Source organism: Vibrio sp. MED222 (genome assembly GCF_000153005.1).
In the GTDB taxonomy this organism is placed as follows: domain Bacteria; phylum Pseudomonadota; class Gammaproteobacteria; order Enterobacterales; family Vibrionaceae; genus Vibrio; species Vibrio tasmaniensis_A.
In genome coordinates, this window is sequence record NZ_CH902610.1 from 164655 (window position 1) to 179087 (window position 14433).

The 14433-nt window shown below is 45.0% G+C and carries 11 protein-coding genes; 10 read left to right on the top strand and 1 reads right to left on the bottom strand.

The features are described from left to right. The first annotated feature begins 1 nt into the window (after window position 1). From hisS to MED222_RS03710, 7 genes are all read left to right on the top strand, one after another. The gene (hisS, locus tag MED222_RS03740; protein WP_009848295.1) at window positions 2-1270 is read left to right on the top strand and encodes a histidine--tRNA ligase; all 1269 of its coding nucleotides are present in this window, start codon (window positions 2-4) and stop codon (window positions 1268-1270) included. 76 nt (window positions 1271-1346) lie between these two features. After that, a complete protein-coding gene (locus MED222_RS03735) occupies window positions 1347-1961 on the top strand; it encodes a YfgM family protein (protein WP_009848296.1) in 615 nt (204 codons plus the stop codon). 10 nt (window positions 1962-1971) lie between these two features. Further along, complete coding sequence (gene bamB / locus MED222_RS03730) at window positions 1972-3132, top strand: outer membrane protein assembly factor BamB (RefSeq protein WP_009848297.1); 1161 nt, start codon at window positions 1972-1974, stop codon at window positions 3130-3132. 158 nt (window positions 3133-3290) lie between these two features. Then, window positions 3291-4772, top strand: a complete 1482-nt coding sequence (gene der / locus MED222_RS03725) for a ribosome biogenesis GTPase Der (protein WP_009848298.1) — start codon at window positions 3291-3293, stop codon at window positions 4770-4772. 133 nt (window positions 4773-4905) lie between these two features. After that, complete coding sequence (locus MED222_RS03720) at window positions 4906-5826, top strand: metal-dependent hydrolase (protein WP_009848299.1); 921 nt, start codon at window positions 4906-4908, stop codon at window positions 5824-5826. 290 nt (window positions 5827-6116) lie between these two features. Further along, on the top strand, window positions 6117-7112 hold the full coding sequence (locus MED222_RS03715; RefSeq protein WP_009848300.1) for a sensor domain-containing diguanylate cyclase: 996 nt from the start codon (window positions 6117-6119) through the stop codon (window positions 7110-7112). 41 nt (window positions 7113-7153) lie between these two features. Further along, complete coding sequence (locus tag MED222_RS03710; protein ID WP_009848301.1) at window positions 7154-7381, top strand: zinc ribbon domain-containing protein; 228 nt, start codon at window positions 7154-7156, stop codon at window positions 7379-7381. An 88-nt stretch (window positions 7382-7469) separates the two neighbouring features. On the opposite strand, the gene xseA is transcribed toward MED222_RS03710, so the two are convergent. Further along, complete coding sequence (gene xseA / locus MED222_RS03705; RefSeq protein ID WP_009848302.1) at window positions 7470-8816, bottom strand: exodeoxyribonuclease VII large subunit; 1347 nt, start codon at window positions 8814-8816, stop codon at window positions 7470-7472. A 271-nt stretch (window positions 8817-9087) separates the two neighbouring features. Here xseA and guaB point away from each other — a divergent pair, with 271 nt between their 5' ends. From guaB to MED222_RS03690, 3 genes are all read left to right on the top strand, one after another. Further along, window positions 9088-10551, top strand: a complete 1464-nt coding sequence (guaB, locus tag MED222_RS03700; protein WP_004735127.1) for an IMP dehydrogenase — start codon at window positions 9088-9090, stop codon at window positions 10549-10551. Between the two features lie 202 nt (window positions 10552-10753). Beyond that, a complete protein-coding gene (gene guaA, locus MED222_RS03695) occupies window positions 10754-12307 on the top strand; it encodes a glutamine-hydrolyzing GMP synthase (protein WP_009848303.1) in 1554 nt (517 codons plus the stop codon). Between the two features lie 286 nt (window positions 12308-12593). Continuing rightward, entirely contained in the window at window positions 12594-14306 is a 1713-nt protein-coding gene (locus MED222_RS03690; protein ID WP_009848304.1) for a chitinase, read from the top strand. Window positions 14307-14433 lie beyond the last annotated feature (127 nt).

The following is a 14433-nucleotide window of genomic DNA, read 5'->3' on the forward strand; positions in this document are numbered from 1 at the left end:
TGTGGCTAAAAATATCCAAGCAATTCGAGGCATGAACGACTGCCTTCCAACTCAATCACCACTGTGGCAGAAAGTAGAAAGCGCAGTTAAAAGTGTGGTGAGCGCATACGGTTACAACGAAGTACGTATGCCTATCGTTGAAGAAACAAACCTATTTAGCCGTGCGGTTGGTGAAGAGACAGACGTTGTTTCTAAAGAGATGTACACCTTTGATGACCGCAATGGTGACAGTCTAACGCTGCGTCCAGAAGGAACAGCAGGTTGTGTACGTTCATGTATTCAAAACAGCCTTATTAACCGTGATGAACAGCGCCTATGGTACATGGGCCCAATGTTCCGTCACGAGCGTCCTCAAAAAGGTCGTTACCGTCAATTCCACCAATGTGGTGTTGAAGTGTTTGGCCTAGACGGCCCAGATGTTGACGCTGAACTTATTATGATGACAGCACGTCTATGGCGTGAACTAGGTATCGATAAGCACGTTCGTCTTGAATTGAACTCAATCGGTTCTCAAGAAGATCGCGTAAGCTACCGTACTGCGTTAGTGGCTTTCCTTGAGCAACACATTGATGTGCTAGATGAAGACTGCAAACGTCGCATGCACACTAACCCTCTACGTGTTCTGGATACTAAGAACCCGGATGTTCAAGCTATCTTAGGTGACGCACCTCGACTATCTGAATATCTAGGTGAAGAATCGAAGCAACATTTTGCTGGTTTGTGTGAACTTCTTGACGCTGTTGGTATCGAATACCAAGTTAACGAGCGTCTAGTACGCGGCCTAGATTACTACAACCGCACCGTATTTGAGTGGATCACAGACAGCCTTGGTGCCCAAGGTACAGTATGTGGTGGTGGCCGTTACGATGGTCTTGTTGAACAACTCGGCGGCAAAGCAACCAATGCTGTTGGCTTCGCTATGGGTCTAGAGCGTCTAGTCCTTATGATGGAAACGCTAGAACTTACAGAAGTTCGTCGTAGTGTTGACGTATACATGGTTGCTGCTGGCGAAGGTACAATGATCGCGGGCATGCAGTTAGCGAATCAATTACGCGATAACGTTGAAGGCGTACGTGTGATGAACCACTTCGGTGGTGGTAACTTCAAGAAGCAATTCAAACGTGCTGACAAAGTAGGTGCTGTTGTGGCGTTGGTACTTGGTGAGAACGAAGTTGCTGACAATACAGTTGTGCTAAAAGATTTGGTTGGCGGCGAGCAACAAACCGTGTCTCAAACGGAAGTTGCAGAAAAAGTTGCTGCGTTAATCTAAGCCATTGAGCAAACGCTCATCATGAATATCAACGTCAGCACTATGCTGGCGTTTAAAGAATTAAAGAGGACAGGAAGTGGAACTTTACGATAGCGAAGAGCAACAAGTTGAAGCCATTAAAGATTGGTGGAAAGAGAATGGCAAAGCCGTAATCTTTGGTGCGGTTATTGGTTTAGGTGGCCTATTTGGTTGGCGCTATTACCAAGATTCAGTCGTTGAAGCGCGTGAAGCCGCTTCAGAAAGCTACACCTCTGCAATCTCAGCTCTAGATGCTAAAGGCGTTGATGCTCAATCTGATATTCAAGCTTTCATCGACGCAAACAAAGACGCTGAATATTCAGTACTTGCTGCTATGCAATTAGCAAAAGCGCAAGTTCAAGCGGGTGACCTTACAGCTGCACTAGAACAACTTGAGTGGGCAAAATCGGCAACTAAGGACGCGGCATTAGCGCCACTACTGACTTACCGTGTTGCTCGTATCAAAGCTGAGCAAGGTGAATTTGACGCAGCATTGACTGATCTTGAAGCGATGACTGACGAATCTTGGAAAGACCGTGTTGCTGAACTGCGTGGTGATATCTCACTTCGTAAAGGCGACACAGATGCAGCTTACAGTGCATACTCTGAAGCTCAACAAGCTGCTGATGCGAGCCAAACGCTTCAAATCAAACTTGACGACCTAGCTAAATAAGGCGCTTTGAATGAAGAAGATGTTTCCAAAAGCGGCGTTGTGTGCGATTGCTCTTGGCCTGCTAGCGGGCTGTGCAAGTGAAGAAGACACCGTAATCATGGCACCAGTACCAACGGTAAACAGCGAGTTTACTCCTAGCCAGGAATGGTCTACGTCGGTTGGTGATGGTGTTGGTCACTACTTTTCAAAACTAACGCCAGAATTGGCTTACGACAAAGTATTTGTTGCAAGCCGTGAAGGTATGGTTAAAGCGCTTGACCCTGAAACAGGTAAAGAGCTTTGGAAAGTCGATCTTGAGAAAGAAGTACTGGCTCGTTTATCGGGTGGCTTAACGGCAGCTTACGGCAAGGTATTTGTTGGTTCTGAAAATGGCGAAGTGATCGCGCTGGATGAATCAACCGGTGAAGAGCTGTGGCGTGTATCAGTGAATGGTGAGGTGCTTGCATCCCCAGCAACTGAAAGCAACATGGTTATTGTTCATACCAGTCGTGGCATGTTGACCGCGTTAGATCAAGAAAGCGGTGAGCAAAAATGGACCATCAGTACAGAAGTACCAAGCCTAACACTTCGTGGCGATAGCTCACCTGTTACGGTTTCAGGTGGTGTATTCTGGGGTACGGCAAATGGTCGTTTAGCCGCAGCTATCGTTGATCGTGGTCAGCTTATTTGGCAACAGCCAGTAGGTACACCAAAAGGCGCAACGGAAATTGATCGTTTGGTTGATGTTGATGCATCACCGGTTGTTCTTGGCGGCACCCTATATACCGTAGGTATCAATGGTCAACTGATTGCTATCGATCTTCGTTCTGGTAAGCCAGTTTGGAAACGTAACTACTCGTCAGCGATTGATTTAGCAAGTGATGGCAGCCGTTTGTTCGTTGTGACTGACAAAGACCATGTGGTTGCGGTTGATGCGCGTAGTGGTACTGAACTGTGGAGCACTCCATTGTTAGAAAACCGCTTACTGACAGCACCTGCTATTATTAATGGTTATGTGGTTGTTGGTGATACTGAAGGTTATCTGCACTGGTTAGATCGTTCATCGGGTGAGTTTGTTGCTCAACAGTTGGTCGATGATAGCGGCTTTGCGGTTGCGCCAATTGAAATGCCTGAAGGCTACTTAGTGACGACTCGCAATGGCGATGTAAAGAAACTAACGATTAGCCAATAAAAGCGTGATATAATTCACAGTCGGCTCCTGGTTGGTAACAGCTAGGAGCCGTTTTGTTGTTATAAATTAATAAACCGTGTGGTTATAGGTAAGAGTTTAAACTTGCGATCAAGTGCTTACCTATAACTACATTTAGAGAAGAAATTGTAGAGGTTGTTATGGTACCTGTTGTTGCTCTAGTAGGGCGTCCGAACGTAGGTAAATCTACGTTATTTAACCGATTGACTCGAACTCGTGATGCATTGGTTGCGGATTTTCCTGGCTTAACGCGTGACCGTAAATACGGTCATGCTCATTTTAGCGAGCATGACTTTATTGTTATCGACACTGGTGGTATCGACGGTACCGAAGAAGGTGTTGAAACTAAAATGGCTGAACAGTCGCTCGCGGCGATTGATGAAGCTGATGTCGTTCTATTTATGGTAGATGGTCGTGCGGGTCTAACACCTTCAGACGTAGCTATTGCTAAGCACCTTCGTCAACTAGAAAAGCCTTCAATGCTAGTAGTAAACAAGGTTGATGGTATCGACCCTGATGCTGCAAGTGCTGATTTCTGGCAACTAGGCGTAGAAGACATGTACCAAATCGCTGCAGCGCACGGTCGTGGTGTAACAGCGTTGATTGATCTTGCTCTAAACCCATTCGCTGAAGCGTTAAAAGCTGAGAATGGCGAAGTAAGCGATTTAACTGAATTTGAAGACGAAGAAGAAGAGCAAGTTGATTTCACTGAAGAAGAAGCGGAAGAAGAATTCAAGCGCCTTCAAGATCAACCGATTAAGCTAGCGATCATTGGTCGTCCTAACGTAGGTAAATCAACGCTAACTAACCGTATTCTTGGTGAAGAACGTGTTGTTGTTTACGATATGCCAGGTACAACTCGTGACTCTATTTACATTCCGATGCAGCGTGATGAGCGTGAATACGTTCTGATTGATACTGCGGGTGTTCGTCGCCGTAAAAATATCAACGAAACAGTTGAGAAGTTCTCAGTGGTTAAAACACTGAAAGCGATTGAAGATGCTAACGTTGTATTACTGCTTATCGATGCTCGCGAGAACATCTCAGATCAAGATCTAAGCTTGTTAGGCTTTGCGTTGAATGCTGGTCGTTCAATTGTTATTGCCGTAAACAAGTGGGATGGCCTAGATAACGACGTTAAAGATCGTGTTAAGAAAGAACTAGACCGTCGTTTAGGTTTCGTTGATTTCGCACGTATTCACTTTATCTCTGCACTTCACGGTACTGGTGTTGGTCACTTGTTTGAGTCTGTTCAAGAAGCTTATAAGTCAGCAACGACTCGTGTTGGTACTTCTGTACTTACTCGTATCATGAAGATGGCGACTGATGATCACCAACCACCTATGGTTCGTGGCCGTCGTGTTAAATTGAAATACGCGCACGCTGGTGGCTACAACCCACCGATTATCGTTATCCACGGTAACCAAGTACGTAACTTGCCAGATTCATACAAACGATTCTTGATGAACTACTACCGTCGTTCACTAGAGATTATGGGTACACCTATTCGCATTCAATTCCAGAACAGCGAGAACCCATTTGAAGCTAAGACAACCAAGCTGACAATTTCTCAAGAACGTAAACGTAAGCGTATGATGAGCATGGTTAAAGGTCGTAAGTAAACCTTTCCAATAGATTTGATACCCGAGCCTGTCTCGGGTATTTTTTTAAGCAAAATTCACGTTAAGCCATAACCTCATATCTCCATATCGTGATGGGTTAACGAATTAGACTCAATTTCAAAAGAAGAACGATATGACCACTAGCGATTCAATGACACCAGCGACATCCATGAAACCAATAATAGTTATCACACCAACCATCACTCAATTTTGTCATCAAACTTGGCTGCTCAATGCAAAAGCGGTGTACGTTGAAAGTGACGACAGCAAAACTCACTTGATCACTGACGTGACACCTTTCCACCCTGTGAGTCATATTTGGCCCGATCACCCAGCAGACCGAGGTTTTGTCAGCGTAGGTGGTGAACAGTATATTGTTGAAGATTGCCTTGTTGGTGCAATAGAGCAATCTACTGGAAATCTTTATATTGCAGCAGATATCCCTGTTAAGCGTGATACGGAAGGGTGGGCGTTTGTGGTTGTCCACCAACTACCTGTATCAGCTTCTATGATTAACATTGGCGATGAAATTGAGTTGTCGGTTGATAAAGAGCACCAAGCCAGTTTGAGCCGCGGTCATAGTGCCGGACATATTGCTTTCTTAGCGTTGAATAAAGTATTGGCTGAGAGTTACTGGCGTAAAGATGCAGACAGAAAAGATCCATTCGGCAGCTATGACTTCAATAGCTACGCACAGGTGACTAGCTTTGTTACTCCAGAGTTGTGTACCGATAAGTATCGTTTAGGTAAAACCTTGAAGAAACGCGGTCTGAACGTTGCTGACATGCTAACTAACCTTGATGGCATTGAGGCCGACATCAACCAGATGATTGCAGGCTGGCTTGTTGAATCGACTCTTGTAACGATGAGACTAGAAGGTGAGGCGTTAACAGACTCTCGCTACTGGGAATGGCAGCTAGATGACGAGACTTTAGTGTCTATTCCGTGTGGTGGTACTCACATCGACAATACTTCAGAACTTAAGGCATTGTCGGTTAAGTTAACCCAATTAGATGACCAACATATCGAAATGCAGACGTGTGTCTCTCGATGATCTCAATTAAAGATCGAAAATAGATTGTTCTGCATTTTTGGTTTTATTGGTTTGCTTATAGTCATATATTCCATTGCAAATTGAAATGCAGTATATGTAACTTATGCTTTCGGTGTGTGGTGATATAAATATTCTTTTTGGGGTAGATCGCTGATCAAAGTAGATAAAGCAAAAGATCAACCTATGATCTTCGGTGGTGTGTTGTGGTAATTTAGTGTGTTAATATTGACCAGTATATAGGCTTGCATAAGAACAAGCTGTTCCCACCATATAATTGAAAGCTTTAGTGAATGAAACAACAATTTTTATTAGAAGGTCACCGAGCAGTAAACAGTTTGCTTCGAAAGCTTGCCCTTGGGTTGGATCGCAAAGAATTAAATCGTAAGATCATTCAACTCACCGAGCAGATTTTTGGTCAAAGGATGGCCTCTATCCTATTGCTAAACCCCGAATCGAATACATTACATTTAGAATATGCTCCAAACTTGCCTGATTTTTATAACCAGCAGATAGAAGGGGTGGGGGTTGGTGCCGGAATTGGTTCCTGTGGCGAAGCGGCGGCACTTAAGAAAGCTGTCATGGTCTCCAATATTAATGCACACCCGAATTGGACTCCTTTCTTAGCCTTAACCAACCAGGCTAACCTTCATGCATGTTGGTCAGTGCCAATCATCTCTTCACATGGTCACGTATTGGGTACCTTCGCAATTTACAGTCAGTACATCTCTGAACCTCATGAGTTTGAACTTGAGATCTTAGAGTTATTGGCTTCTCTGTATTCAGTCGCGCTTGAGAAGTATGAGTTAGAGAATCAACTCAACTTTTTTGCCAATCGAGACTCTCTAACACACAGTTTGAATCGCCGAGCATTGCTGAGAGAAGCCGAGCAGGTGTTAACTAACCGCTGTTTTACTGAAAAAGTGATGGCATGCCTGTTTGTTGATGTCGATAAATTTAAGTCAATAAACGATACGTTTGGCCACAGCTTTGGTGATGATGTGTTGTTAGCCGTTGCAAAAGTGCTTGATGAGGCAACTACTGCCTGTGCCAAGATAGGGCGCTATGGGGGCGATGAGTTTGTCGTGTTCTCTTGCTTTGATGATCAAGAAAGTGTGCTGAACTTTTATCGAAGCTTAGAAAGAACCTTGGAACAAGCTCTCTATATCGATGGCACTCAGTTTTCTGTCAGCGTTGGACTTTCTTATGAGAAAGATCCTGAGTCATTGGAAGGCTTGATCGCACAAGCTGATAAGAACATGTACCAAATCAAGCAAGCTAAGTCTTAGCAGTGGTAGATTGTAAAAAAGTAGTGAGTTAGGAAATGCTAATGAGTGAAAATATCTGCCCTAAGTGCCAATCAGAGCTAGGTTGGGATGGAAAGTATCACTGTGAAAGTTGTCAGGCACACTTTACTAAGGTTGGGTTTTGCCCTGAGTGCAGCAGCCAACTTGAGAAGCTTCAAGCCTGTGGTGCAGCGAGCTATTTTTGTAATGGTGAGTGTAATGAGCTTAAATCTAAATCGAGAGTAAAGTTTGTATTTCAACCTGCGGAATAGACTTAAGCCGAATCGCTTAAACGACTATCTGTAATGTTATATCAGAGACTCAATACCGAAGAGTTGGTCTTTTTTGTATCTAATGAACCTAGAGCTCGCTCTTAGCGACTCTTGTTGTCACTTGCGATTCAATCACACCGTCTTCAACTTGGGTGGTGATCACTTCACCGATTTCGACATCGTTAATCGATGACACAGTTTTACTCGATGCTGAATGGGTGATGCTGTAGCCACGTTTTAGGGTTGCTAATGGACTTACTGTTTCTAACTTCTCGGCAGCCATGGCTAGTTGGTGGCGAGTAGTCAGTAATGTCTTGTCCATTGCATCCAATAGCTTTTGCTCTGAACGTTGTAGATGCAGTTTCTGTTCACCAAGGCGTTTCACTGGCGAGTTCAGCTGAAGTTGGTGCTGCTTACGTTCAACACGCTGAGCATGTTGCTTTAGGTATTGAGTCATACCACGACGCAAACGCATGTCTAAGTCATCAAGCTGCTGACTCTGCTTTTGCAGTTGGTAGCTCGGGTGTTGTTTCTCTAAGCGGTATTTCAACGTTTGAGTTGATTGCGCTTGTTTTATTAGTACATGACGAATCGCACTCACTAAACGAGCACGTTTAGACGCATAAGCTTGCTCTTTATGACTGTTGTCACGGCTAACCAATTCAGCGGCTGCTGATGGCGTTGGAGCTCGCATATCTGCGACGAAATCGGCGATAGTGACATCAACTTCGTGTCCAACGGCGCTGATAATCGGGATCTGACTTGCTGCAATGGTGCGAGCAACGATCTCGTTATTGAAACACCATAAGTCCTCTAATGAGCCGCCGCCTCGGCCAACGATCAATACATCACACTCATTGCGTTCATTGGCACGCCCAATCGCTTGAGCGATCTGAATCGAAGCTCCTTCACCTTGTACCATAGTCGGATATACGATGACTGGCAATGACGGGTCGCGCCTTTTCAGTACATCGAGAATATCGAAGAGGGCAGCGCCTGTTTTAGAGGTGATAACACCAACACATTTAGGATGTTCTGGAAGAATTTGTTTACTGGACTGAGCAAATAAACCTTCCGCCGCCAAGTTCATCTTAAGTTTTTCAAACTCTTGCTGAAGCTTGCCGTCACCTTCTGGCTGCATGCTTTCGATGATCAGTTGATAATCACCGCGTGGCTCATAAAGAGATAGGCGCGCTTTAACTAGCACTTGATTACCGTTCTGAGGCTTAAAAGTCACACGACGGTTATTGCCACGAAACATAGCGCACTTAACTTGAGCGCGAGAGTCTTTAAGCGTGAGGTACCAGTGACCAGAGACAGGTGCAGAGAAATTTGAGATTTCACCAACGAGCCAGACTATTCCCATTTCGTTTTCTAATAGGAGACGAACCTCTGAATTGAGGCGAGAAACAGTAAAGATGTTTGGATTGGTCATAGAAGCGCTATCTATCCTTGAAGGAAGGTCTTTCTCTTGGAATCTCACTGGGCGTGAGTATGGAAGATAGCGGCAATATAATACATAGCAAGGGGGTAAATGCAAATTAAAAGTATAAAAATGTGTAGCCAAGCGATTTCGTTGGCCGTATAATCCGTCCGCAATATCTAATCCAAATGCAGTTTGATTTTCCTTAATTGGCTGCCCTCATTAGGCGAAACGATGAGATTGGATTGTTTCTTTTTACTCCTATTATTGTGAGATATTGCAAATGCTAAGAATTGCCAAAGAAGCGCTGACATTCGACGACGTACTGCTAGTGCCAGCACACTCCACCGTTCTCCCTAATACAGCTGATCTTCGCACTCAGTTGACGAAGAATATTTCCCTAAACATCCCAATGATCTCTGCATCGATGGATACTGTGACAGAAGCTCGCCTAGCGATTGCACTGGCGCAAGAAGGCGGAATAGGCTTCATTCATAAGAACATGTCTATTGAACAGCAAGCTGAAATGGTTCGCCAGGTTAAAATTTACGAAGCAGGTGTGGTTTCTCACCCTGTTACTGTAAACCCTGACGCGACAATCGCTGATGTTGTAGCTCTTACTCAAAAACACGGCTTCGCCGGTTTCCCTGTTGTTACTGAAACAAACGAACTTGTTGGTATTATTACTGGCCGTGACGTTCGCTTTGTGACTGACCTTTCTAAGAAAGTTGACGTAGTAATGACGCCTAAAGCTCGCCTTGCTTCTGTTAAAGAAGGTGCAACTCGTGAAGAAGTTCAAGAGAAAATGCACGAAGCGCGTGTTGAAAAAGTTCTTGTTGTAAATGATGACTTCCAACTTACGGGAATGATCACTGCAAAAGATTTCCACAAAGCAGAACGTAAACCAAACGCTTGTAAAGATGAGCGCGGCAGCCTACGTGTAGGTGCAGCTGTTGGTGCTGGTGCTGGTAACGAAGAGCGCGTTGCTGCTCTAGTTGAAGCTGGCGTAGACGTTCTACTTATCGACTCTTCACACGGTCACTCTGAAGGCGTACTTAACCGTATCCGCGATACGCGTGCTGCATACCCTGACCTACAAATTATCGGTGGTAACGTAGCAACTGGCGCTGGCGCTCGTGCTCTTATCGAAGCGGGTGTTAGTGCGGTTAAAGTAGGTATCGGCCCGGGTTCAATCTGTACGACTCGCATCGTTACTGGTGTTGGTGTTCCTCAAGTAACAGCAATTGCAGACGCAGCTGAAGTAGCAAACGAATACGGTATTCCAGTAATCGCAGATGGCGGCATCCGCTTCTCTGGCGATATCTGTAAAGCTATCGTTGCTGGCGCATCTTGTGTGATGGTTGGTTCAATGTTCGCGGGTACTGAAGAAGCACCGGGTGAAGTTATCCTTTACAACGGTCGTTCTTACAAGTCTTACCGTGGTATGGGTTCTCTTGGCGCTATGTCTCAAGGTTCTTCTGACCGTTACTTCCAATCTGATAACGCTGCAGACAAGCTTGTTCCAGAAGGTATTGAAGGTCGTATCGCATACAAAGGTCGTCTAAAAGAGATCGTTCACCAACAGATGGGCGGTTTACGCTCAAGCATGGGCCTAACGGGTTCTGCAACTGTTGAAGATATGCGTACTAAAGCTGAGTTTGTTCGTATCTCTGGTGCGGGCATGAAAGAATCTCACGTACACGATGTTCAAATCACGAAAGAAGCACCTAACTACCGTTTAGGTTAATAATACGTCCAAACGTTTGAATAATGTGCTGATTTAGTCGGCACATTATTTTATCTACCGCCTGTTTTGCAGAAAGTCTGATTTTCTCAAAACACGAGGTTACAGATAACCAACGAAAACGTTTGCTTTATTTCTTGAAGAGTTAATCAGAGGTGAGTAAACTCGCCTCCGTTTTATCACATAGCCAATAAGACTGCTTACAATGACTAAAAATATTCATGACCAACGTATTCTAATTCTGGACTTCGGTTCTCAATACACACAGCTAGTAGCTCGTCGTATTCGTGAGATCGGTGTTTACTGTGAACTTTGGAGCTGGGACGTAGAAGAAGCGGATATTCGTGAATTCAATCCAGACGGTATCATCCTATCTGGTGGCCCTGAAAGTGTAACGGAAGAGAATTCTCCACGTGCACCTCAGTACGTATTTGATTCAGGTGTTCCTGTCTTCGGTATCTGCTACGGCATGCAAACGATGGCTGAGCAACTTGGCGGTAAAGTAGCAACGTCTACTGAGCGCGAGTTCGGCTACGCTGCTGTACAAGTGACGGGTGAATCTGCACTTTTCACTGACCTTGAGACAACTCAAGACGTTTGGATGAGCCACGGTGACAAAGTGGTTGAAATCCCTGCTGATTTCACAAAAATCGCAGAGACAGACACTTGCCCATACGCTGCAATGGCAAACGAAGAGAAGAAATACTACGGTGTTCAATTCCACCCAGAAGTAACGCACACTAAAAACGGCTTAAAAATGCTTGAGAACTTCGTTCTTAACGCGTGTGGTTGTGAAGGTCTGTGGACTTCAGCGTCTATCATTGAAGATGCAGTTGCACGTATTAAAGAGCAAGTAGGTGACGATGAAGTTATCCTTGGTCTTTCTGGTGGTGTTGATTCATCAGTAGTAGCGATGCTTGCTCACCGCGCTATCGGCGACAAACTAACATGTGTATTTGTTGATAACGGCCTTCTTCGTTTAAACGAAGGTGAGCAGGTTATGGAGATGTTTGGTGACCAATTCGGCCTAAACATCATTAAAGTTGATGCGGAAGATCGTTTCCTTGACGCTCTGGAAGGCGAAGCTGAGCCAGAAGCGAAGCGTAAGATCATCGGTCACGTATTCGTAGATATCTTCGACGAAGAGTCTAAGAAACTGAAGAATGCTAAATGGCTTGCTCAGGGTACTATCTACCCAGACGTAATCGAGTCTGCAGCATCTAAGACAGGTAAAGCACACGTAATCAAATCTCACCACAACGTTGGTGGTCTTCCTGATGATATGGAAATGGGCCTTGTTGAGCCTCTACGTGAGCTGTTTAAAGATGAAGTACGTAAGATCGGTCTAGAGCTTGGTCTTCCATACAACATGCTTTATCGCCACCCATTCCCAGGTCCTGGTCTAGGTGTTCGTGTACTTGGCGAAGTGAAGAAAGAGTACTGTGATTTACTGCGTCGTGCTGATGCTATCTTCATTGAAGAGCTTCACGCTGCTGACCTTTACCACAAAGTATCTCAAGCATTCACGGTATTCCTACCAGTGCGTTCAGTTGGCGTAATGGGCGATGGCCGTAAGTACGATTGGGTTGTATCTCTACGTGCCGTAGAAACTATCGACTTCATGACTGCTCACTGGGCACACCTACCATATGACTTCCTAGGTAAGGTATCTAACCGTATTATCAACGAAGTTAACGGCATTTCACGTGTTGTTTACGATATTTCTGGTAAGCCACCAGCAACTATCGAGTGGGAATAACCTCTTAGAGATTTAACCAGTTTTGATTAAAATCTTAAGCCTCGAACTCAGTTCGGGGCTTTTTTCTTTTTATTTAGGAGATTAAGGATTTACATCTACAACGAGCAACAAAATCCGTTGGAAGTTAGATATCACCTCAAGAAACAATGAGACGTTTTGTTGTGTTGAAGGGTACATAAAAGTGTCACTCGCACTTTTTATAAATTTACATGGTAACGACTAGCTCATTTCCCATGCGCCGCATACTCTTTGATGGACTTATTAAGGACAGATAAGAGAATCCATCATGTTAAAAATCAAATATTTGGCGACAGTAGTTGGCTGTACTTTAGCTGCACACAGTTACGCGTCTTTGAACATTCAACCTGATCCGCAAAACCCGAATGGCTACCTTGTTGAAAAGTCTGCACTGCAAGCGGCTGAACAAGCGAAAACATCCGATCCTATGTATGCGATCTGGTCACAAGCATTACAAACTCGTCCCAATAGTATCGTTGAAGCGATTGAGCCGGGTTTAGCCTCGAATCCTGAAAACGTGAAACGAGTCGAGCGTGTATTCCCTCAATCTGAATGGGACTTCCTCACTCAGATGGCTGCGCCAGAATACACGTACACTCGCTTCTTACGGGCGATTGGTAAATTCCCTGCCTTCTGTGGAGAGTACACTGATGGCCGAGACTCAGACGCCATCTGTAAAAAATCCATCATCACGGCCTTTGCTCATTTCGCTCAAGAAACAGGCGGGCACATCGCAATAGATAACACCTCTGATAACCCATTAGCTCTAGAAGAGTGGCAGCAAGCGCTGGTGCATGTTCGTGAAATGGGTTGGTCTGAAGGCCAAGAGGGTTACACCACCGGTTGTGGCCAGAACGATTGGCAGAATGCACGATGGCCATGTGCGGCAGGGCAGGGTTACTTTGGACGTGGTGCTAAACAGCTTTCTTACCATTTTAATTACGGTGCGTTCTCGGAAGTGATGTTCGATGGTGATGCGACGGTTCTATTGAATAACCCAGGTTTGGTTGCTGATTCGTGGTTGAACTTGGCTTCTGCTATCTGGTTCTTCCTTACACCTCAAGCTCCTAAACCAGCAATGCTGCACGTTATTGACCGCACTTGGACACCCTCTCAGCGAGAGTTGGATGCGGGAATTGGCTATGGGTTTGGTACCACAATCAACGTAATTAATGGTGGTATCGAGTGTGGTGAGCAGAACAAAAACAAAGGCCAACCAGTTAACCGAATTCGTTATTGGGAAGGATTAGCTGCGCATTATCTGATCCCTGTAGAAGCGGATGAAGCCAATACATGTTGGCAGCAAACGCCTTATGGAAGCTTGAACTTGAATGGTGCGACTGATGTGTTGTACACCAACTGGGATGGTAACTGGAAATACTACGCAGACCGCCCAGAAGGCTATTCATTTGAGTGTGAGCTTGTTGGTTTCCAAACCGCTTATTCAGCCTTGGTGGCCGGAGATTATGAGAAGTGTGTGACCAATTTTTATGGATCACATGCGAGTTGGCCTGAAGTGAAAGTGGTCGATAAGCTTGATCCGGTTGACCCTGGTACTAACCCCGGAGGTAACGGTTGGAGTGCGAGTAAAGTTTACAATGCTGGCGACCAAGTCACTCACAACGGTGCGACTTACCAAGCTAAATGGTGGACTCAAGGGGATGATCCTGCCAATGGCGGCCCTTGGAAATTTGTAGCGGGTGAACCAACACCACCCGTAGTGACAGATCCATCGCCAGTTGTCCCTGCACCTGTCGATCCTGCTCCGGTAGACCCAACACCGGTTGAACCACCTGTGACTGAGCCGCCTGTCGTTGTTGATCCATCGGTGTTTATCACATGGCAAGCGGGTGTTAGCCAAGTGAGCAATGGCGACAAGGTGACACATAATGGCAAGTGCTTCGTAGCTAAAAACGGTCCAGGTGTCTGGGAAAGCCCTGTTCAATCGAACTGGTTCTGGGATGAAATTAGCTGTAAATAATTAAACTAAGCAAGCCTCTGTTATAAGAGGCTTGCTTGTTCAGTGACAGTTATACGACACTTCCCTTACTTTCTATTACAGTAGTGCTTTCCATTTATCGATAAACTGTGTTCGTGAATAATTTGAT